At 57.0% G+C, this 20,367-nt stretch carries 19 protein-coding genes and 2 riboswitches; of the genes, 8 read left to right on the forward strand and 11 right to left on the reverse strand.

What is annotated here, in order from left to right:
• Positions 1-7 precede the first annotated feature (7 nt).
• Positions 8-766 carry a cytochrome C biogenesis protein CcmI gene (locus J7395_RS02600; RefSeq protein ID WP_209220436.1) on the forward strand — a complete coding sequence of 253 codons (759 nt, stop codon included), beginning with the start codon at positions 8-10 and terminating at the stop codon, positions 764-766.
• A 33-nt stretch (positions 767-799) separates the two neighbouring features.
• Here the strand turns inward: J7395_RS02600 and J7395_RS02605 are convergent, their stop codons facing one another.
• From J7395_RS02605 to J7395_RS02615, 3 genes are all read right to left on the reverse strand, one after another.
• Positions 800-1,072: a hypothetical protein gene (locus J7395_RS02605; RefSeq protein WP_114109569.1), complete on the reverse strand. Its 273-nt coding sequence runs from the start codon at positions 1,070-1,072 to the stop codon at positions 800-802.
• Between the two features lie 10 nt (positions 1,073-1,082).
• Positions 1,083-2,939 (reverse strand): lytic transglycosylase domain-containing protein, encoded by a 1,857-nt coding sequence (locus tag J7395_RS02610; RefSeq protein ID WP_062948313.1) that lies wholly within the window; start codon positions 2,937-2,939, stop codon positions 1,083-1,085.
• Between the two features lie 227 nt (positions 2,940-3,166).
• A complete protein-coding gene (locus J7395_RS02615) occupies positions 3,167-4,057 on the reverse strand; it encodes a uracil-DNA glycosylase (protein WP_209220437.1) in 891 nt (296 codons plus the stop codon).
• 245 nt (positions 4,058-4,302) lie between these two features.
• On the opposite strand from J7395_RS02615, the gene J7395_RS02620 reads away from it, so the two are divergent.
• Together J7395_RS02620 and J7395_RS02625 are read left to right on the forward strand one after the other, a co-directional pair.
• Positions 4,303-5,940 (forward strand): electron transfer flavoprotein-ubiquinone oxidoreductase, encoded by a 1,638-nt coding sequence (locus J7395_RS02620; RefSeq protein ID WP_114124016.1) that lies wholly within the window; start codon positions 4,303-4,305, stop codon positions 5,938-5,940.
• Positions 5,941-6,064: 124 nt separating this feature from the next.
• Positions 6,065-6,238, forward strand: a complete 174-nt coding sequence (locus tag J7395_RS02625; protein WP_209220438.1) for a hypothetical protein — start codon at positions 6,065-6,067, stop codon at positions 6,236-6,238.
• A gap of 21 nt (positions 6,239-6,259) precedes the next feature.
• Here the strand turns inward: J7395_RS02625 and J7395_RS02630 are convergent, their stop codons facing one another.
• Positions 6,260-6,838 carry a YqgE/AlgH family protein gene (locus tag J7395_RS02630; protein ID WP_062948372.1) on the reverse strand — a complete coding sequence of 193 codons (579 nt, stop codon included), beginning with the start codon at positions 6,836-6,838 and terminating at the stop codon, positions 6,260-6,262.
• Between the two features lie 394 nt (positions 6,839-7,232).
• Here J7395_RS02630 and J7395_RS02635 point away from each other — a divergent pair, with 394 nt between their 5' ends.
• Together J7395_RS02635 and J7395_RS02640 are read left to right on the forward strand one after the other, a co-directional pair.
• A complete protein-coding gene (locus tag J7395_RS02635; RefSeq protein WP_348541201.1) occupies positions 7,233-9,464 on the forward strand; it encodes a protein-disulfide reductase DsbD domain-containing protein in 2,232 nt (743 codons plus the stop codon).
• Between the two features lie 171 nt (positions 9,465-9,635).
• Positions 9,636-10,118 carry a peroxiredoxin gene (locus J7395_RS02640; protein ID WP_062961252.1) on the forward strand — a complete coding sequence of 161 codons (483 nt, stop codon included), beginning with the start codon at positions 9,636-9,638 and terminating at the stop codon, positions 10,116-10,118.
• A 78-nt stretch (positions 10,119-10,196) separates the two neighbouring features.
• Here the strand turns inward: J7395_RS02640 and J7395_RS02645 are convergent, their stop codons facing one another.
• The 7 genes from J7395_RS02645 to J7395_RS02675 all read right to left on the reverse strand — a co-directional run bounded on the left by J7395_RS02645 (position 10,197) and on the right by J7395_RS02675 (position 17,536).
• Positions 10,197-10,601 carry a hypothetical protein gene (locus J7395_RS02645; RefSeq protein WP_209220440.1) on the reverse strand — a complete coding sequence of 135 codons (405 nt, stop codon included), beginning with the start codon at positions 10,599-10,601 and terminating at the stop codon, positions 10,197-10,199.
• 211 nt (positions 10,602-10,812) lie between these two features.
• Positions 10,813-11,721: a protein phosphatase CheZ gene (locus J7395_RS02650; protein WP_209220441.1), complete on the reverse strand. Its 909-nt coding sequence runs from the start codon at positions 11,719-11,721 to the stop codon at positions 10,813-10,815.
• A gap of 205 nt (positions 11,722-11,926) precedes the next feature.
• Entirely contained in the window at positions 11,927-13,423 is a 1,497-nt protein-coding gene (gcvPB, locus tag J7395_RS02655; protein ID WP_062948380.1) for an aminomethyl-transferring glycine dehydrogenase subunit GcvPB, read from the reverse strand.
• Positions 13,420-14,775 (reverse strand): aminomethyl-transferring glycine dehydrogenase subunit GcvPA, encoded by a 1,356-nt coding sequence (gene gcvPA, locus J7395_RS02660; RefSeq protein ID WP_209220442.1) that lies wholly within the window; start codon positions 14,773-14,775, stop codon positions 13,420-13,422. Before gcvPA ends, gcvPB begins: the two co-directional genes overlap by 4 nt.
• Before the next feature lie 3 nt (positions 14,776-14,778).
• The gene (gene gcvH / locus J7395_RS02665) at positions 14,779-15,150 is read right to left on the reverse strand and encodes a glycine cleavage system protein GcvH (protein ID WP_062948384.1); all 372 of its coding nucleotides are present in this window, start codon (positions 15,148-15,150) and stop codon (positions 14,779-14,781) included.
• A gap of 165 nt (positions 15,151-15,315) precedes the next feature.
• Positions 15,316-16,428 carry a glycine cleavage system aminomethyltransferase GcvT gene (gcvT, locus tag J7395_RS02670; RefSeq protein ID WP_209220443.1) on the reverse strand — a complete coding sequence of 371 codons (1,113 nt, stop codon included), beginning with the start codon at positions 16,426-16,428 and terminating at the stop codon, positions 15,316-15,318.
• A 57-nt stretch (positions 16,429-16,485) separates the two neighbouring features.
• A riboswitch (glycine riboswitch) is annotated at positions 16,486-16,588 on the reverse strand.
• A gap of 3 nt (positions 16,589-16,591) precedes the next feature.
• Positions 16,592-16,715, reverse strand: a riboswitch (glycine riboswitch).
• Positions 16,716-16,951: 236 nt separating this feature from the next.
• A complete protein-coding gene (locus J7395_RS02675) occupies positions 16,952-17,536 on the reverse strand; it encodes a hypothetical protein (protein WP_247741929.1) in 585 nt (194 codons plus the stop codon).
• Positions 17,537-17,765: 229 nt separating this feature from the next.
• On the opposite strand from J7395_RS02675, the gene ispH reads away from it, so the two are divergent.
• From ispH to rnhA, 3 genes are read left to right on the forward strand one after another with little or no spacing between them, the layout of a single operon-like run.
• Positions 17,766-18,713 (forward strand): 4-hydroxy-3-methylbut-2-enyl diphosphate reductase, encoded by a 948-nt coding sequence (gene ispH, locus J7395_RS02680; protein WP_062961351.1) that lies wholly within the window; start codon positions 17,766-17,768, stop codon positions 18,711-18,713.
• A gap of 32 nt (positions 18,714-18,745) precedes the next feature.
• Positions 18,746-19,720, forward strand: a complete 975-nt coding sequence (locus J7395_RS02685) for a homoserine kinase (RefSeq protein ID WP_114109551.1) — start codon at positions 18,746-18,748, stop codon at positions 19,718-19,720.
• A gap of 6 nt (positions 19,721-19,726) precedes the next feature.
• Positions 19,727-20,170, forward strand: coding sequence for a ribonuclease HI (rnhA, locus tag J7395_RS02690; RefSeq protein ID WP_062948394.1), 444 nt, complete (start codon positions 19,727-19,729; stop codon positions 20,168-20,170).
• Positions 20,171-20,367: the final 197 nt, after the last annotated feature.

Below are 20,367 nucleotides of genomic sequence, written 5' to 3' on the forward strand. Positions count from 1 at the left end.
GTTCCCTGTGATCTGGCTTGGTCTTGTCATACTTGCCGCGTTTGGCGGGCTTGCGATTTATGCCAGCCTGCCGCGCCACCATGGCAGATCCGGTGATGCTGCAACGCCGGGTACCAAACTTTCCTTTGGCCCCGTCGCCCGGATCGGCTTTTCCGCCCTGCCGATTATTGCCGCGGTTATTCTTTATACCGCGATTGGCATGCCGCAAATTCCGTCGCGCCCCTATGCCGAACGGGAAGGCGAACGCAATCTTGCCGCGGCGGCGGCTGCCGCAACCGATGTGACAGATCCCGATTTCCAAACCGATCAGCAGATCCGCCGCCTGCTCAGTCAGATTGTCCTCACGCTTGAAGCCAATCCCCGTAACCTGCAGGGCTGGATTGTTCTGGCGCGCGGGTCGCTACGGCTGGGTGACGTTGAACGGGCGGTCGCGGCCTTTGCACGTGCCTATGCCCTGTCGGGGCACAATCCGTTACTCGCCATTGAATATGCCGACACGCGCATCACCGCCCAGCAGGGCCAGATTGATCAGGTATCACGTGATCTTGTCCTGCATGCCCTTGGCCAGATGCCAAACCATCAGCTCAGCCGCTATTACTATGGCATGATGCTGAAACAGCAGAACAAGTATCAGCAGGCCCTGAATGTCTTTACCGATCTCTATCGCGACATTCCAAAGGACGACCCGCTCAGCGGCGCGACCGAGGCGGAAATCCAGTTGCTGAATGCTGAAATCGCCGACGCGACAGAGTCGGAACCGAACTGACGAACTGACTGCCCCCCATGGGACTTTATCGGGCTAGGCCCCAATCAGATACAGCACACCCAGCAAAGCCGCGACAATCAGAATGAAAGTTCCCGCGACCACCGCAAATCGCATCACCGGATGCAGTTTGGCAAGTTCCGTGGTCTCGTCGCTCTGTGATTGAAGGCCGCCTGCTTCGCGGTCCTTGTGGAACCGGCGAAGTGCCTCATCACCACTCATCGGTGGCATCTGCATCCGGTCCAGAACCGTGCCCTGATCCCGACGACCAGACGACGGATCATCATTGCGATGGTTGTTTGCGGTCATCAATCCCGGCTTAGCGTTCGGCGGTCAGGCCACTATCACCCGTACCGCCAAGGTCCTGTGACTGGTAAACCGGCCACTGCCCCGCGGCAAGACGATCGAGCGACGGGCTATCCTGCCCCAGACGCGACCGATACATCCAAAGGTTCGCCATCACACGCTCAATAAACAGGCGCGTTTCACGCGACGGAATGCTTTCGATGAAATACAGCGGATCTTCGTTATCCTTGAGCGCCTTCTGCCAGCGCCCCAGATTGCCGATCCCGCCATTATAGGCCGCCATCAACTGCAGGAAGCCGTTATCAACCCCGTCCTGTCCCAGCAGATGGTCGACATATTTCTGCCCCAGCGACAGGTTGATTTCCGGCTCATACAGCTCCGCACGCTTTTCACCGCGATAACGGGTATTGCCGATATAGCTGGCGGTTGCGGGCATCAACTGCATCAAACCGCGCGCACCGGCATGGCTTCGTGCCTCGGCATTGAAACCGGATTCCTGACGCATCAGCGCATAAATCAGCGCCCGGTCAACTTCATACCCGCCTTCCGGTGCCCATGGCGGAACCGGATAAAGCGCATTGACGATCACCTCGCCGGTCTTCTGCGCGATATACCCGCCAAGCCGCATGGTCAGCGACGCAAAATTGGCATTGTCCGCAAGGGAGAGCACCGCCCGGCGCAGCTTGTCATCATCACTTGCCGCGGCCTTGCGCAATTCACGTTCCGCCTCGTCACGATTGCCAATCTGGATCAGGGCAAGGGCACGGCGACCATGCGGATCAAGTTTTAGCTTGTTGGCGCGATTTTCATCAAGCGCCAGACTGTCCCAGTCAAAAACGTCATCCCGGCCAAGCGACCGCAAAGCCAGAAGCCCATAGAACGACCGCGGATATTCCGCCGCCATCTGCAACAGTTTGTCGGCTTCAACAAAACGCCCCGCCGCCAGATCAATACGTGCCGCCCAGAACGCCCCGGCCGAACGGGTCCAGCTTGACGCATATTTGTTTTCGGTCAGTGCGATGAAATGGCTGTGCGCCTGATCCATCTTGCCAAGGCGCCACGCGGTCAGGCCCGCCGTCCAATGCGCCTGCGGCAGGTATTTGCCCGACCGCTTTGCGGCTTCCGCCGCATGGCGCAATGCCAGATCCGGCTTGCCGAAATAATAATATCCCGACGCAATCGATGTCCGCGATTCGTCAAGTTCATAGGCATCAAACAGGCGTTTGGTTTCCTGCGCCTCAAGAACCTGCAACGCCCCGGTCGGCCAGCCGTCACCGATCCGCTGGCGAATGCGGCGTTTCAGAACCGAAACGCGCGAACGCTGTGCCGATGAAAGGCTTTTGGTCGATTTATGGTGATAGGGACGGATGTCTTCGTAATCATATCCGGCACCGTTGACATAACCACCAACCGGCTTTTTCGGATAGCTGGCACTGCCACGGCGCTGCAACGCCAGTTTGTAAATGCGCGGTGCCTGCGGATGGTCGGCATAAAGCGCCAGCCAGTCCTTCAATTCCTTGTAACGCGACCGATATGCCGTCGGATGCAGATACCGCTGCGCCAGCACATGGCCCATCAGCAGATCATCGGACAAACGCGAAATCAGGTTATCCGCATCTTTCCAGCGGCCCTGTTCCTGAACGGCAAAAATCTGTTCGTAAAGTTCTGCGTCGCGCTTGGACAGCGCAAGGGGAACCGATACCGAAGCATCGTCACCAGTCTCGGGCGCGCTTAAGGCGGCCTGTTCCTTGGTGGCCTGGGCATGCGTTACGGGCACTGCCAGCGCGATGGCACCAAGTGCTGTGAAGAAAACGGTACGCCGTAATGCCAATGCGGCACGCGGCAGGCCTGTTTTTATTGCTTCGATCAAAACCAGTCTTTCCCCTGCGAGACTCCGGCAAAGCCGTGTTTGTATCCCGAAGCAGTTTCTCGTCGCAACCTGTAGAGTGCGGTGTCCCCCCGCTTGAAGCCGCCATATATACCAGCAAAAGCCTGCCTCGCGAAATGATTTCTCCGAAATCAACCACTTGGCGGGGATGTTCGCACGCTGCCTGCCCGCTGCATATCGGCCATGCATCGTGGGTTTCGTAAGGTAATTTACGACAATTTCTGCGCCACGGCCCGCAAATCACGCCACGCCAGCCGCTTCTGTTCGGGTGTCCGAAGCAGATAGGCCGGATGGAACATGGCCGTCACATCGGCGACACTGGACGCCCCCAATGTCATTTCCTTCCATGTGCCCCGCAACCGGGTAATGCCGCGATCCTCTTCCATCAGGGTCTTGGCCGAACTGCCGCCAAGACAGACAACAACCTTTGGCCCGATCAGTTCAAGATGACGGCGAACAAACGGTTCGCACACCGCGATCTCGGCGATGGTCGGCTGACGGTTTCCCGGCGGACGCCACGGCAGGATATTGGTGATATAGACTTCCTCACGCGCAAAGCCGATGGACCGCAACATCGCATCAAGCAACTTGCCGCTCGGCCCGACAAAGGGTTCGCCCTGCCGGTCCTCTTCCGCACCCGGTGCCTCCCCCACCAGCACCAATCGTGCTTCGGGGTTGCCCACGCCAAAGACGGTATTGCTCGCCGATTTCTTAAGCGCGCAGCCTTCGAACTTTTCGACCGCTTCCTTAAGATCGGCCAGACTGGTTGCCGCCGCGGCAAGATCACGGGCCGATTGCCGGGCTTCGTGGGGCGTATCGGATAACAGGAACCCCGCCCCCGGTGCCATCGGCGGCGGCGGTGTCATCGCACCTGTACCTCCGGCGGGCCGGGGCATCGCCGGGCGGGCGGCCCCGCCACCACTGGGCGGCAATGAAGCACGGCCGAACTGGCCTGCCTGACGGCTCAGGCTTTCGGACGCCTTGAAACGGTCCAGCGGCTCGTCGGCAATTGCTTCGTCCGCGCCCATTTCAAACTGCCAGATCAATGCCTGCAGCGGGTCGAGGTTATTTACATCAAAATCTGTAATTGGTTTGCTCATCTACACAGGAACGGTGTATGTTGCGGCGCACTCGTTGGAATGGCGCATGGATTTAAATCGACTTTAACGATTTTGGATCACTTGCACCATATACAAACGCGGCTTAAATCGGTACACCTATACCGATTAACCAATGAATGTGAGAAATCAGGGCTTGGGCGAGACTCTGATCGGTGAATACCGGCTTGTGACCCATACGGACGGAAACAGTCCGAAACGGTCGGCAGCCAAAGGAGAGAGGCCATATGGAACGCGAATCCATGGAATTTGACGTGGTTGTCGTCGGTGCCGGTGTATCCGGTCTGTCGGCTGCCATTCGCTTGATGCAACTCGCCCAGGAACATGAAAAAGAAATCACCGTCTGTGTGGTGGAAAAAGGTTCCGAGGTCGGCGCGCATACGCTTTCGGGTGCGGTGATGGAACCGCGTTCGATGAACGAACTTTTCCCCGACTGGAAAGAACGCGGCGCACCGCTGAATGTCCCCGCTGGCAAGGACGAGTTCCTGATGCTGAGCGAAACCGGTGGCATCAAGCTCCCCACCCCGCCGCAGATGCATAACAAGGGCAATTATATCGTAAGCCTCGGCAATGTCTGTCGCTGGCTTGGCGAACAGGCCGAAGCCATGGGGATCGAAGTTTATCCCGGCTTTGCTGCCGCTGAAGTCCTGTTTAACGAAGACGGTTCGGTCAAGGGGATCGCGACCGGCGATATGGGCATCCAGCGCGATGGCACGCCCGGCCCGAACCACGAACCGGGCATGGAACTGCATGCGAAATACACCTTCTTTGCCGAAGGCTGCCGTGGCTCGCTGTCCGAACAGCTGATCAAAAAGTTTGATCTGCGCAAAAATTCCGATCCGCAAACCTATGGCATCGGCATCAAGGAACTGTGGGAAGTCGACCCCGAAGTTCACGAAGAAGGCAAAATCACCCACACCACCGGCTGGCCGCTTGATAAAAACACCTATGGCGGGTCGTTCCTGTATCACCTTGATAACAATCAGGTGGTGGTCGGCTTCGTGATCGGGCTTGATTACGAAAACCCGCATCTCAGCCCGTTTGACGAATTCCAGCGTTTCAAAACCCACCCGAAGGTCCGCAAGATTTTCGAAAAGGGTCGCCGTATTTCTTACGGCGCGCGCGCGCTGAACGAAGGCGGGTTCCAGTCGATCCCCGATCTGGTCTTCCCCGGCGGCTGCCTGATCGGCTGTTCGGCCGGTTTCATGAATGTGCCGAAAATCAAGGGATCGCACACCGCGATGAAGACCGGTATGCTCGCCGCCGAGGCCGCGTTCGAGGCGCTAACTGCCGAAACACCGCCCGCCTCGATGGAAAGCTACCCGGAAAAGCTTAAAAACAGCTGGGTCTATCCCGAACTGCACAAGGTCCGCAACATCCGCCCAAGCTTTGCCAAATGGGGCTATTGGGGCGGCATGGCCTATAGTGCAGTCGATACTTATCTGTTGGGTGGCAAGGCCCCCTGGACCTTCAAAAACCATGCGGACCACGCCTGCCTGAAACCGGCTGCCGACATGCCGAAAATCGACTATCCGAAACCGGATGGCAAAATCAGCTTCGACAAGCTGTCGTCGGTGTTCCTGTCAAACACCAACCACGAAGAAGACCAGCCGATCCATCTGACGCTCAAGGATGCCAGCGTGCCGGTCGACGTCAACCTTGCGGTCTATGACGGGCCCGAAGCCCGCTTCTGCCCGGCTGGCGTTTACGAATTTGTCGAGGACGAAGATAAAGGCGGCAAACGTCTGCAAATCAATGCGCAGAACTGCGTGCATTGCAAGACCTGCGACATCAAGGACCCGACCCAGAACATCGTCTGGGTGGTGCCCGAAGGTGGCGGCGGCCCGAACTATCCCAATATGTAATCCGCAAAAAGAGCTTTTTTTTCAGGCCTTAGACTGCTGACAAAGTCCTCGCATTAAGCGGGGACTTTTGTTTCAATGCGGCACGTTTAAAAAGAAAGAAGCCCATCAGGAAGAGCTGGAAAGGATGACACTGTCATTTCTGGTGCCGTTGGATGATTTGCTGCACAAGACTAAGGCGGTGATTGATTTTGATTTCATCCATGACTGTGTCGCGCATTTATACTGTGCCGATAACGGGCGACCGGCCCCGAGAGCTACTACATGGTGTGCGATGGCAAGCCGAAGTTTCTTTTCATGACCGGATCATCATCGCGTGGCCTCAGGCGTGCCCCGCCTCACCCGAAAGAAGTTCGGGGGCAAAGCCCAGCTTGGCAAAGGCCCGTTCCCATTTGTCTTCGCAATCGGTATCAAACAGAAGGTCGGCATCCGCATCAACATGCAACCAGCCATTGGCAAGGATTTCACTTTCAAGCTGCCCGCTGCGCCATCCGGCATAACCAAGGGCCAGAATGCTGCTTTTCGGGCCTTCGCCGAGCGCAATCTGTTCAAGGATATCGACCGTCGCCGTCACCGACACACCGGGATCGACATGCAGGGTCGCCTCGTTTTCAAAATCGGTACTGTGCAGAACAAACCCGCGCCCGCTTTCAACCGGGCCGCCGAAATGGACCTGAATATCGGCAATCGTCGGCGCCGGGCGCGCAATGCCAAGCTGCTCAAGCAGTTCGGGAAACGTGATGCTGTCGATCAGCCGGTTGACCACCAGCCCCATCGCCCCATCCTCGTTATGGGCACAGATATAGACCACGCTTTGCGAAAAGCGGGGGTCACGCATGCCCGGCATCGCCACAAGCAGCTTCCCTTCCAGATATTCGCCAGTGTGTTCTTTAATTCCCATTCCCGAACTTTTCCTGTTTTGCTCATACAAACCTAACGCGATCCGTCGCCCATTACCACCGAAAGCCACCTTTGCCTGAAAACAGTCCAAAAATGACATTGATCAAAGCCGAAACGCGCCACTGCTTTACATGTAGGTAGCCAGACAGGCAATCGACAGCAATCGCCTGGTAAAAAAGATGGTGTTCCTGATCACATCAACAGGCACACCACCGATCAACCCATCAGGCACACGAGCCGGTAACGCAGTCGTGCCTTGCTTTGAACATCAACCGGGATTAGCCATCATTTCCATGGCATCCTAGGGCATGCCGGTGGCACAAAGCCCGGTTTTGTGCCATATCCACCAAACGGAATGTCATCGTGCCCGTTTCGAAAACCAGAAGGAACCACCCGTGATCCGGTCTTTGCCTGTCATCCTTGGCCTGTTTATCGCAGCCCTCGCCCCCCTGGGTATCGGGGCGGGCACAGGGGCGCATGCACAAACCGCCGCCAGCAACCGGGTTGACGAGGATTTCGCATCGGTCCGCCTGCTCAGCGCGCGTGACGCCATCAATGGCCGCGATGAAATCCGCCTTGGTCTTGAATTCGAACTTGAGCCCGACTGGAAAATCTATTGGCGCAGTGCCGGTGATGCCGGTTTCCCGCCGCAGCTCGACTGGGCCGGATCAACCAATATCGGCGATGGCGAAATCCGCTGGCCCGCCCCGCACCGTTTTTCGATCTTTGGCCTCGAAACATTCGGCTACAAGGATCACATCATCCTGCCGATTGATGTCCCCGTGACCGATCCCGCACAGGCCGCCCATATCGAACTTGATGTCGATTATCTGGTCTGCAGCGATGTCTGCATCCCCGCACAGGCCCACCTTACCCTTGATATCCCGGCAAGTCTTTCGGGCGGCACGGATGGCGATAACCCCGCCATCAGCAGCTTTGCCCATGACATCGAAAAATTCGCATCCCGCGTCCCGCTTCGCGGTGACAACCTGCCAATGTCGGTCACCGATATCTGGCAGTCGGTCGACGCATCGGGCGAAAAGAACAAAACGGTTCTCAATGTCGCCGTCTCGGGCCTTGATCAAACCGCGACCGATCCGGTTGAAATCCTGATCGAAGGCAATGTCCGCCTTGGCTTTGGCGTGCCGGTCCCGACCGCAACCGATGACGCAAACGGCACACAGCAATTCCAGATCCCGATCTATGGCCTGAAAGACGGTCAGACCACGATTGGCGATGACGTGATCGTCACCGTCATTGCCGGCCCCCTTGCCATCGAACAGGACCGCCAGATCGCCGCTTCCCCGTCTGGTTCTGCCACCAGCAGCAGCAACACCGTTTCCGGCACCAGCATCGCCGCCACCAGCCTGTGGCTGATCGGCGCGCTGGCCCTTCTGGGCGGCTTCATCCTTAATTTCATGCCCTGCGTCCTGCCGGTCCTCTCGATCAAGGTCATGTCGGCGATGAAGGCCCAGGGTGCCGAGCGTGCTAGCACCCGGCGCGGCTTCCTTGCCAGTGCGGCGGGCATCATCACCTCTTTCTGGCTGATCGCGGCCGTTCTGATCGGCATCAAGCTTGCGGGGGGTACGATTGGCTGGGGCATCCAGTTCCAGCAACCGCTGTTCCTGACCGTGATGACCATCATCGTCGCCCTGTTTGCCTTCAATATGTGGGGCCTGTTTGAAATCAACGGCCCGGCCGAACTCGGCAATGCCGCCAATGATGCCATCACCACGCGCGAACAATCCGGAAGCCACCTTGGCGGTCATTTCCTGACCGGCATGTTCGCCACCCTGCTGGCAACCCCGTGTTCGGCCCCGTTCCTTGGCACGGCGGTCGGTTTCGCGCTGGCCGGAAGCAGCTTCGACATTTTCTGGATATTCACCCTGCTGGGCATCGGGCTTGCCATTCCTTATCTCGCGATTGCCGCCCGGCCCGAAATCGCCCGACTTCTGCCTAAGCCCGGTCGCTGGATGGGCTTTGTCAAAGGGGTTCTGGGCGTGGCCCTTGCCGGGACCGCCATCTGGCTGCTGTCGGTTCTGGCGGTTCAGATCGGCATGGGCGGGGCGATTGCGGTTGGTGTGGCCCTTGTGATCGCGGGCATCCTGCTGTTTGCCCGCCACCGCACGACGGTGCAGAAACGCAAATTTTCTTTTACAGCACTTGCCACCCTTGGCGTGCTGGCCGCCCTGTTTGCACCGGGCTTTTCCAAGGCCCCGGTTCGCGAAACGGGGGGCGCTGAAACCGTCACCGGCAAACTCCCGTGGCAGCCCTTCGCCCCGGATGAAATCGCCCGCCACGTTGCCGATGGCAAAACCGTTCTGGTCGATATCACCGCCGAATGGTGTGTCAGTTGTCAGGTCAACAAGAAGCTGGTCCTTGAAACCGACGAGATCACCGCGGCCCTGTCTGCCGATGATGTCATTGTGATGCAGGGCGACTGGACCCGTCCCGACCCGGTGATTGCAGGCTATCTTGCCGGCTATGGCCGTTATGGCATTCCGTTTAACGCCGTGTTTGGCCCGAACGCCGAAAAAGGCATCCTGCTTTCGGAACTTCTCAGCAAAAAAGAAGTTATTGCTGCACTGGCCGATGCAAGCGGCCGGGCCGATCTTGTCAAAAACTGATCCGGTCCATGTCTTTGCGTATCGCGGCCAGCATGCAGGAACCGATGACAAAGATTTGAAACCATCGCAACATCACCGGATATGATTGAAGATCAACCCGTTTTGCTGTTTGATGGCCCTATCCCAGAACAAGGGCGGCAATAAAGCCACCCGCATGACGGAGAAAACCCCATGACCATCGAAATCGGCAGCACCCTTCCCGAAGTCACCCTTTTCCGCGCAACGGCTGACGGCCCCGAAGCCGTCAACACCAAGGAATTTTTCGCCGGTCGCAAGGTCGTCGTCTTTGCCGTGCCGGGTGCCTTCACCCCTACCTGCTCGGCCAAGCATCTGCCGGGCTTCGTTGCCAATGCCGATGCCATCAAGGCAAAGGGCGTTGATGAAATCGTCTGCCTGGCATCGAACGACGCCTTTGTTCTGCGCGCATGGGCCAAGGCGGAAAATGCCGGTGACAACATCACCATGTTGTCCGATGGCGATCTCGCCTTCGTCAGCAAGACCGGTCTTGAACTGGACCTGACCGGTCGCGGTCTTGGCAAACGCGCCAACCGTTTTGCGATGATTGTCGATGATGGCAAGGTTACCGATCTTGCGGTCGAAGAACCCGGTGCCTTTGACGTGTCGAGTGCCGAAACCGTTCTGGGCAAACTCTGATCGGTTCACCCGAACCCCACGGCCTGAAAACAGAAAAGCTCCGCATCACTGCGGAGCTTTTCCTATATCTGTAGACGCTTAACGCGGCAAAAGGATCGGAATCGGGTCCGACTTGCTGTCAAAATCGCATTCAAAAGTCGGATTGGTGTGTTTGGCAATGAAATGCACCACACCTTCCCTGAAGTCCTCCTTGATCGGGGACCAACTCATGAATACGCCGCCCCGGTTGTCATATTCGCGAATATCGCGGTCCCGGAAAAGTTCACGGAAACTGTGACCAAGATCCTCGGTCGCCCCGGCAACCAGCCACGACGGCTTCAAACCGCCATGCCAAAGCAGATAAACACCCCCGACATTGTCGAGTTTGAGTTCGCTGAAATCATCAATCATGAACAGACGATAATATTCGCCGCGCGGGCTTTTCCGCCATTTGATATCTTGTGCCTTTGGCTGGCGCATACCGCCAAGCGACCAGAATCCCATTTCATCCTCCAAGCGTGCATGAATGCGCGCAACTGCCCGTCACACGCATCCCAACACAAGCTTTTGTTTTTATGAACAATACGATATCGGGAAACTGTAAACTTTTGGTTGACTGATTACAGGTCGCGATTTCGCAAGATCTTGTTCTGGCGCAAGACTCACTCCGGGTTTCAACCTGGAATATAATATCCTGTCGAACATTTTGGAATAGTCAGTCAAACAATTTGTCGATGTCGTCCTGGCTGATTCCCTCGCCTTCAAGCTGCGGACCATTCAGAAGATCGTCATCTTCATTTCTTGGCGTTCCGTCATCATCATCGGGAACCGGCAGGTCGCTAAAGGCATCCTCGCCCCAGATCAGGATCATGTTGTGAACCCGTTCCTCAACGAATTCAAGGGTGCGAACCACCTTGTTGATGCGCTGCCCGGTGATGTCCTGGAAGTTACAGGACTCGAAAACCTTGGTGACCAGAAACGCGATCTGTTCGACATGGTCGGCGACAAAGTCGTTCGGCGCCGCATTTTTAAGCGTCATCGCCAGATCATCGATCTGTTCGGCGGATTCAAGGATCGTATGCGTTGCCATTTCCGTATCCTTGATGATCGCATCAAGTTCGGTGGTCGCATTGACCAGACGGTCATCCTCCGCCTTCGGATGGCGCAGCGACGCAATCTGCATCTTCGCCTTGTGAATATGCTCGTTCATTTCCTCGATCTGCTTGCGGATCAGTTCGAGGTCGTCACGGTCGGGCTCGGATGCCCCCGGACGGTTGCTGTGGGTAAAATTGCTGCTGACCGGTTCGGGCAGAACATCCGTCGCACCACCGGATGGGGCCGGGTTTTCCAGATGGGCCGCATCAACCGTGCCACCGGTACGAACCGCATCGCGAAGCTCGGCAACTTCGGATCGAAGGGCACGGATTTCATCCAGAACCGCCTGATTGATCCCCGTCGCGTCCGCCGTCGCGGCTGGCTTTGGCGCCGGTAATGCCGCACCTGCCCCCATACCGGTTTCAAGCGTCGGATCGAAAAAGGAATCCGACCAATCTTCGACCACACCACCCGAACGTTCTTTTAAACGGCGTTCTGCGGTGAAAACCTTCTGCACGCGACGTGACATGACTGACTTCAATCCTCCGGCAACGGGGTGTATTCCCCGATCCCAATTCCCCCGATCATCCGTCCCCGTGGTCCGATGATCACTTTAAAACAAGTATAAGGGTCCAGATTGCTACAAGTCCAATGGGTTTCAAGAACAACCCCTTGAAAAAGAACACCCCGGCCAACCGACCGGGGTGTGCAAAAAGGTTATGCTGCGTTGCAAATCAAGCAGATTCAGGCATCCAGCGCAGAACCGGCTTTCTTGCCGCCGCCGTTTCGTCAAGACGACGGCGCGGCGTCAGATACGGTGCATTCTTGAAGAATTCCGCATCGCCCGATTCTGCCTTGGCCACCAATGCCAGAACCGCATCGCAGAACTGGTCAATCGATTCCTTGGTTTCCGTTTCCGTCGGCTCGATCAAAAGCGCACCATGAACCACCAGCGGGAAATACATGGTCATCGGGTGGAAGCCTTCGTCGATGATCGCCTTCGCCAGATCCAGCGTCGAAACACCGGTATCTTTCAGGAAATCATCGTCAAACAGCGCTTCGTGCATGCAATAGCCGGGGAATGCCACGCTCAGCTTGTCTTTCAGACGCGCCAGCAGATAGTTGGCATTCAGCACCGCATCACCCGATGCCTGACGCAATCCGTCCGCACCGTGGCTTTTCATATAAGACAGCGCCCGAATGAACATGCCCATCTGGCCGTGGAAGCCCTTCAGACGACCGAACGGCTTTTTGCCATCCTGTTCTTCTGCGGTTTCCACCAGATGGAATTTCTCGCCCTTGCGCACGACATAGGGGATCGGTGCGAACGGGGCCAGTGCGTCGGAAAACACAACCGGACCCGAACCCGGTCCACCGCCGCCATGCGGGGTCGAAAAGGTTTTATGCAGGTTGATATGCATCGCATCAATGCCAAGATCGGCCGGGCGCACCCGTCCGACAATCGCGTTGAAGTTCGCCCCGTCGCAATAGAAATACCCACCGGCCGCATGGACCAGATCGGCAATCTTGCGAACGTCGCGCTCAAACAGCCCGCAGGTATTCGGGTTGGTCAGCATGATCCCCGCAACATCGTCGCCAAGCTTGGCTTCGAATGCCGCAAGGTCCACACGGCCATCTTCGGTGGCCGGGATCGAATCAACCGTGAAACCACATGCCGCGGCCGTTGCCGGGTTGGTCCCGTGGGCTGATTCCGGCACCAGAACACGACGACGGTTTTCACCGCGCGCATCAAGCGCCGCACGGATCGCCATCATGCCGCAAAGTTCACCCTGCGCACCCGCTGCGGGCGACATGGAAACCGCGGGCATCCCGGTCAGAACCAGCAGCCAGTGTGCGCAACTGTCAATCAGTTCAAGCGCCCCCTGAACCGTGCTTTCGGGCTGCATCGGATGCAGGTCGGCAAGACCGGGCATACGCGCAACCTTTTCGTTCAGGCGCGGGTTGTGTTTCATCGTGCACGAACCCAGCGGGAAGAAGCCGGAATCAATGCCAAAGTTTTTCTGCGACAGGCGCGTGAAATGACGCACCACCTGCGGCTCGGACAGGCCCGGAAGACCAACATCACTATCGCGATCAAGGCCACCAAGGCGTGATTTGATGCCCGCTGGCTTCGGAAGGTCAACACCGGTACGACCCGGTTCGCCCTGTTCGAAAATCAGCTTTTCCTCAAGAACCAGGCCGCGGTTACCGGTATGGGTGGTAAAGCTCATGCCAGCACCTCCTTCAATGCAGACGCAAGGTCCGCGATGTCTTCGTCGGTGTTGGTTTCGGTCGCCGCCACCAGCATGTAATGGTCCAGATCGTCACGGTTCGGATACAGGCGCGACAACGGAACGCCACCAAGGATACCCTTGGCAACCAGTGCCTCGACCACCTCGGCTGCCGGTTTGGCAAGCTTGACGGTGAACTCGTTAAAGAAGCTGTCATTGACAACTTCCGCACCCGGCACCGCATCAATCGCATCGGCGGTCTTGCAGGCGGTTTCATGGTTAAGCATTGCCACACCACGATACCCGTCTTCACCCAGAAGGCTCATATGCACCGTAAAGGCCAACGAACACAGACCGGAATTGGTGCAGATGTTCGATGTCGCCTTTTCGCGGCGGATATGCTGCTCGCGGGTCGAAAGTGTTAGAACAAAACCGCGCTTGCCGTCCTGATCGACCGTTTCACCACACAGGCGACCGGGCATCTGGCGTACCAGTTTGCTGGTCGTCGCAAACAGACCGACATATGGCCCGCCATAGTTCAGGTTGTTACCAATCGACTGGCCTTCGCCGCAGACGATATCCGCGCCAAAGCTGCCCGGTGATTTGACCGCGCCAAACGCCATCGCCTCGGTAAAGACCACGATCAGAAGCGCACCCTTGGCATGGCAGGCGTCCGCCAGCTTCGTGTGATCCTGAATACGGCCAAACACGTCCGGATACTGAACCACGACGCAGGCGGTCTGATCATCAATCAGATCATCCAGCTCGTCGGCGGTTGCCTGCTTTTCCGGGTGCCCGTCGCGACCGGCAACTTCGGTATCGCTATACTGGCAATAGGTTTCCGTGACTTCACGGTAATGCGGATGCAGACCACCCGACAGAACCGCTTTCTTGCGCCGTGTTGCACGGCACGCCATCAGAACCGCCTCCGCGCACGACGTTGCCCCGTCCCACATCGATGCGTTGGCCACATCCATGCCGGTGATCGATGCCACCTGGGTCTGGAATTCGAACAGATACTGCAACGTACCCTGTGCGATTTCCGGCTGATACGGGGTATAGGCCGTCAGGAATTCACCACGCTGGATGATGTAATCGACCGTGGCCGGAACATGGTGGCGATACGCCCCCGCACCCAGGAAGCTCGGCACGCTGGCCGTGCCCATGTTTTTGGCGGCCATTTTCGCCATGTCGCGTTCGACCTGCAATTCGCCCAGATGATGGGGCAGATCGACCGGCTCGGACAGCAACGCGCCTTCGGGCACGTCACTATATAATTCATCAACGGACTTTGCCCCGATGGTTTCAAGCATCGAGGCGCGATCCGCACTGGTTAGCGGAAGATAACGCATATCTTAAAGGCCTTCGACAAAGTCTTTATACGCAGCTTCGTCCATCAGCTCATCAAGCTGGGACTCATCGGAAAGTTCCATGCGGAAGAACCAGCCATCGCTTTCCGGGGCTTCGTTCACCAGTGCCGGATTGTCATCAAGCTCTTCGTTGGCTTCGACAACGACACCATCAAGCGGCGCATAAACGTCGCTGGCGGCCTTGACCGATTCGACAACTGCCGCATCACCATCCTTGGTCAGCTTTTTGCCAACTTCCGGCAGTTCGACATACACGATATCGCCAAGCGCCTGCTGGGCATAATCGGTGATGCCGACGGTCGCGACACCGTCTTCATATTCAACCCATTCATGTTCCTGCGAGAATTTTTTAGCCATTGTAATCGTCCCTGTAAGATCAGTTGTCTCTAAAATCTGTGGTCTGTCCGGTCTTCCCGTTTTCCGGGATGTTCCGGTTTTGCGGCTTCCCGGTTGTTCCGGTTGTTCCGCTATTTTTATCCCGGAAGGGCAACGTCGCGCCGCCCGCCCGATCCGTTCTGGCGATCAGCCGCGATAATAACGGTGCGGTGCAAACGGCAGCTCGACGATTTCCGCCGGGCGGGCCTTGCCGCGCACCATCAGATCGACTTTGGTACCCGGGGCGGCAAATTCAATTGCGACATATCCCATCGCAATCGGGCCATCCACGGTCGGGCCGAAACCACCGCTGGTGATTTCGCCAATTTCTTCACCGTCACTGTTCAGGACAGCGGTATGTTCACGCGCTGGTGCCTTGCCTTCGGGCTTGATCCCGACACGTTTGCGATCCGCCCCGTTGGCAAGCTGATCAAGGATGATGTCTGCTCCCTTGAACCCGCCTTCCTCGCGGCGGCGCTTGTTGATGATCCAGTTAAGGTCGCCTTCGACCGGGGTGGTCGTGGTATCGATATCGTTGCCATACAGGCAAAGACCGGCTTCAAGACGCAGCGAATCACGCGCGCCAAGGCCAATCGCCTCGACTTCTTCCTCCGCCAACAACTTGCGCGCCAGTTCTTCGGCGCGCTCATTCGGCACGGAAATCTCGTAACCGTCTTCGCCGGTATAGCCCGACCGGGTGACAAAGCACGCGATACCGGCAATATCGATCTCGGCAAAGCTCATGAATTTCATCTCGGCAACCGACGGTGCAAACCGTGCCAGCACGCGGGCGGCGTCCGGTCCCTGCAAGGCCATCAATGCGCGGTCGTCAATCTCGATCAGCTCCACACCGTTATCAAGATTGGCTCGCATATGGACAATGTCATCATCCTTGCACGCGGCATTGATCACCAGAAACAGGCTGTCGCCCGCATTGGTGATCATCAGATCGTCCAAAATCGTGCCATCGTCATTGGTGAATGCGGAATAACGGGTGCGGCCGGGTTTCAGGATCGCGATGTCACCGGGCACCAGCTTCTCCAGCTCGGCCACGCGATGTTCACCGGTCAGGCGAACCTGCCCCATATGCGAAACGTCAAACAGACCGGCCTTCGCACGGGTATGCAGATGTTCGCCCTTCACCCCCAGCGGATATTGCACCGGCATGTCGTAACCGGCAAACGGCACCATCTTGGCACCCAGTTCCACATGCAAATCATAAAGGGCGGTTTTCAGCAGTTCGGTTTGATGATCGGCCATCAAGGTCTCCAGACAGGCGTTGCGAAACATAGCCGACCAGTGGCCAACCACGTCCCCCTCTGTCTTGGAGCCTGAAAGAATCACAGCCGGTTTGGACACCGGTCTGCTTACATCTTCGGCGAGGCGCACATCGATTTTCAATGCCGCCTGCTTTCCAGAGTCCCATCTCCCCGCGGTCCGTTTGCCTGAGAGTTTCCGGGGTGGTTGCTCCTTCGGCGTCCGCGCAATCCCTATCGATGCAATCACGCACATCGATCAAGACCGTGGCACTCTCCCACGGGGATCATTTGGGTATGCCCCCTTATACGGATTTGAATCCGACCAGACCAGCCCCAAAAATCATATCCTTTCGACCCCACCCATTGGTATGAGGATTAAAAGCCCTTTTTTGGCCCCTCCGGCAAATGTCCATTATTTCGTATGAGGATTACCGAAAACGAACTTTTGTCCAAAAACGAAAATCCCGCCACGCGATGCGGGCGGGATTTGATTACTCACTAAAAATGAATAATAGGCCGGATTATTAATTTTTTCCGAAGCGTCGATTGTAATCGAGCTGATCGGCACTCAGCTGGAAGCCAAGGTAAATCTCGTAATCCGGACCGGCCCAGACATCGTCCAGCGGCACGTTCAGGGTCACCTGCTCGTCACGATAGCGCGCCAGGTTCAAATTGCTCGGAAAGACCATGTCGACATCAAACAGATTCTTCTGGATGAACTCGCCGGACGGGTCCTTAAGGGCTACGAAATACTGGAGTTTTGCGTTGCGCCCCTGCGCTGCCGGGCCCAGTTCGGCATTGATGATCGGGCTGATGACGACATTCAGAACCTTGTCATCAAGGTCATAGCCGCAATCGCCCAGATATCCGCCAAATTCGGCTTCAAGGATCACATCGGTCAGATCCCTGCCCTGACCGTTGAACTGCACCAGACGGGCGGTATCATTGGGCAAAAAGGCCCGCGGGCATGCCGGGACCGGCTGCTCTTCGAACGTGCCGCACGCTGCCAGGAAACCGGCAAACGACACCAAACCCAATGCACAAATACGCCGCAGTCCGTTCGCAATCGTCATCCAAGCCTCTATAGAACTGGTCAAATTCGCTGTCATGCCCGATCCGGGCACAGCCGCGCGCAGTCTATTCGCTCCGATATGGCGACACAACCCGCTTCCGTTTGAAATCAGTGCATTCACAACAATTGCCACCAATACATGCATCCACATCCATCTTTGCATGGTGTCTGTCATTGCACGTCCGGTGCTGGCGGGTTATGTAACGAAGACATTTGAATAACCGTGCCATCGCATGGCACACCTCATGAACATTCGGACCCGTATCATGTCTGACAAAGCCGACCTTCGGATCATTCTTGCCAACCCGCGCGGTTTCTGCGCCGGGGTGGATCGCGCGATCGAGATCGTCGAAAAGGCGCTGGTGAAGTACGGCGCGCCGGTCTATGTCCGCCACGAAATCGTCCACAACAAATTCGTGGTCGACCGCCTGCGCGACATGGGGGCTGTTTTTGTTGATGAACTTGATAAGGTTCCCGACGGGGTTCCGGTGATCTTTTCCGCCCACGGGGTGCCGAAATCCGTCCCCGAAACCGCCGAAAGCCGCAAGCTTGAATATCTTGATGCGACCTGCCCGCTGGTCTCCAAGGTCCATCGCGGGGCGGAACGCCACCATGCCGATGGCAAACATATCCTTCTGATCGGGCATGCCGGCCATCCCGAGGTGATCGGCACCATGGGCCAGTTGCCACCGGGCAGCATGACCCTGATCGAAACCGAGGAAGACGCCGAAAACCTGCAGGTCGAAAACCCGGAAAACCTTGCCTTCGTGACCCAGACCACCCTGTCGCTGGACGATACGGCAAGGATCATCTCGATCCTGCAAAGCCGTTTTCCCGCGATCGAGGTCCCGAAGAAAGAAGACATCTGCTATGCGACCACCAACCGCCAGCACGCGGTCAAGCTGATCGCAACCGATGCCGATGCCATTCTGGTGCTGGGCGCGCCGAACTCGTCGAACTCGAACCGTCTGGTCGAAGTCGCGAAACGCGAAGGATGCGACCGCTCGGTTCTGGTCGAACGCGCCAAGGACATCGACTGGTCCAAGCTTGACGGCATTTCGACCCTTGGCATTACCGCCGGTGCCTCCGCCCCGGAAATTCTGGTCGAGGAAGTCATTGATGCCTGTCGCGAACGTTATAACGTCACGGTCGAAACCCTGACTTTGACCAATGAAAACGTCACCTTCAAGCTGCCCCGACAGCTTGCCAGCTAACCCAGCTCTGATCCAGGAAATCCGGACATCACATGGCCGTCTATACCGACGTTTCTGACGAAGACATCGCCCGTTTTGTTGCCGAATACGATATCGGCAATGTGATTTCGTTCAAAGGCATCGCCGAGGGTGTTGAAAACACCAATTTCCTGCTTCAGACCGATCAGGCATCCTTTATCCTGACCCTGTATGAAAAGCGCGTGAACCCCGATGATCTGCCGTTCTATCTGGGCCTGATGGATCATCTGTCGGCCAAGGGGCTGAACTGCCCGACGCCGATCCACGGCAGGGACGGGGTTGCATTGCGCCGTCTTTGCGGACGCCCGGCCGCCATCACATCCTTCCTTAATGGCATGTCGCCACGCCGGATCATGCCCCATCACTGCACAGGTCTTGGTACCGCGCTGGCGCAATTGCATACCGCCGGTCAGGATTTCGAGATGTATCTTGGCAATGCGCTGAGTGTGAAGGGCTGGCGTCCGCTGTTTGAAAGCTGCCGTGCCGATGCCGATGGCGTTCAGCCCGGCCTTGAAAAGCTGATCGAGGACGAGCTGGCCTTTCTCGAAGCAAACTGGCCCCATCAATTGCCCGCGGGCGTCATCCATGCCGATCTGTTCCCGGACAATGTGTTTTTCTTCCCCGGAAAGGACGATGTATCCGGCCTGATCGATTTCTATTTCGCATGCAATGATCTGCTGGCCTATGACATTGCGATCTGCATGAATGCATGGTGTTTCGAACCCGATAACAGCTTTAACGTCACCAAGGCGCGAAACCTTCTGTCAAGCTACGGCAAGGTGCGCACCCTGTCCGATGACGAACTGGCCGCCCTTCCGATCCTTGCGCGCGGGGCGTCTTTGCGGTTCCTTCTGACCCGGCTTTATGACTGGATCAATACGCCCAAGGATGCGCTGGTCACGCCGAAAAATCCGCGCGAATACATCAATAAACTGCGTTTCCATCAGCGCATCGACAGTGCCGGCGCCTATGGCCTGGGCGAGGAATAGGATCTAATGACGGCAACCGAAGACAACCGCGTCGAGATTTACACAGACGGCGCGTGCAGCGGCAATCCCGGTCCCGGCGGCTGGGGTGCAATCCTGCGATTTCGCGGGGTGGAAAAGGAAATGTCGGGCGGTGATCCCGAAACCACCAATAACCGTATGGAAATGATGGCTGCGATCAGTGCGCTTGAAGCATTGAAACGCCCCTGCATCGTCGACATTTATACCGACAGCAGCTATGTCCGGGACGGAATTACCAAGTGGATTTGGGGATGGCAGAAACGCGGATGGAAGACCGCAGACAAGAAACCGGTCAAGAATGTCGAGCTATGGCAACGGCTTCTGGATGCCCTGAAACCTCATAAAGTTGAATGGCACTGGGTCAAAGGACATGCCGGGCACCCCGAAAACGAACGGTGTGACGAGCTCGCACGACAGGCCGTACCAAAATAAACTTGACCGACAAGTCCTTGAAGCTGCTGGACTTCGATCCAAAATAGATGGACCGGGACAGTTTTTGTGAACGCTATATGAAAAAAATGAAATCAAACTTGCTTTTGGGCTGACTTCCGGATTGAGTATGACAGTCTTAGGGGTATTGGAGCCCACCCGAAGGTCGAGTATGGTTGCCATTAACTAATCGATAGTGG

Source organism: Thalassospira sp. A3_1 (genome assembly GCF_017744215.1).
In the GTDB taxonomy this organism is placed as follows: domain Bacteria; phylum Pseudomonadota; class Alphaproteobacteria; order Rhodospirillales; family Thalassospiraceae; genus Thalassospira; species Thalassospira lucentensis_A.

Coding starts and splice junctions, on each gene's coding strand:
- gcvPB (WP_062948380.1), bottom strand. CDS start 13,423: ATGAGCTTTACCACCCATACCGGTAACCGCGGCCTGGTTCTTGAGGAA.
- gcvT (WP_209220443.1), bottom strand. CDS start 16,428: ATGGCCGATCATCAAACCGAACTGCTGAAAACCGCCCTTTATGATTTG.
- J7395_RS02620 (WP_114124016.1), top strand. CDS start 4,303: ATGGAACGCGAATCCATGGAATTTGACGTGGTTGTCGTCGGTGCCGGT.
- ispH (WP_062961351.1), top strand. CDS start 17,766: ATGTCTGACAAAGCCGACCTTCGGATCATTCTTGCCAACCCGCGCGGT.
- rnhA (WP_062948394.1), top strand. CDS start 19,727: ATGACGGCAACCGAAGACAACCGCGTCGAGATTTACACAGACGGCGCG.
- J7395_RS02625 (WP_209220438.1), top strand. CDS start 6,065: ATGACACTGTCATTTCTGGTGCCGTTGGATGATTTGCTGCACAAGACT.
- J7395_RS02615 (WP_209220437.1), bottom strand. CDS start 4,057: ATGAGCAAACCAATTACAGATTTTGATGTAAATAACCTCGACCCGCTG.
- gcvH (WP_062948384.1), bottom strand. CDS start 15,150: ATGGCTAAAAAATTCTCGCAGGAACATGAATGGGTTGAATATGAAGAC.
- J7395_RS02605 (WP_114109569.1), bottom strand. CDS start 1,072: ATGACCGCAAACAACCATCGCAATGATGATCCGTCGTCTGGTCGTCGG.
- J7395_RS02630 (WP_062948372.1), bottom strand. CDS start 6,838: ATGGGAATTAAAGAACACACTGGCGAATATCTGGAAGGGAAGCTGCTT.
- J7395_RS02650 (WP_209220441.1), bottom strand. CDS start 11,721: ATGTCACGTCGCGTGCAGAAGGTTTTCACCGCAGAACGCCGTTTAAAA.
- J7395_RS02640 (WP_062961252.1), top strand. CDS start 9,636: ATGACCATCGAAATCGGCAGCACCCTTCCCGAAGTCACCCTTTTCCGC.
- J7395_RS02685 (WP_114109551.1), top strand. CDS start 18,746: ATGGCCGTCTATACCGACGTTTCTGACGAAGACATCGCCCGTTTTGTT.
- gcvPA (WP_209220442.1), bottom strand. CDS start 14,775: ATGCGTTATCTTCCGCTAACCAGTGCGGATCGCGCCTCGATGCTTGAA.
- J7395_RS02645 (WP_209220440.1), bottom strand. CDS start 10,601: ATGGGATTCTGGTCGCTTGGCGGTATGCGCCAGCCAAAGGCACAAGAT.
- J7395_RS02675 (WP_247741929.1), bottom strand. CDS start 17,536: ATGACAGCGAATTTGACCAGTTCTATAGAGGCTTGGATGACGATTGCG.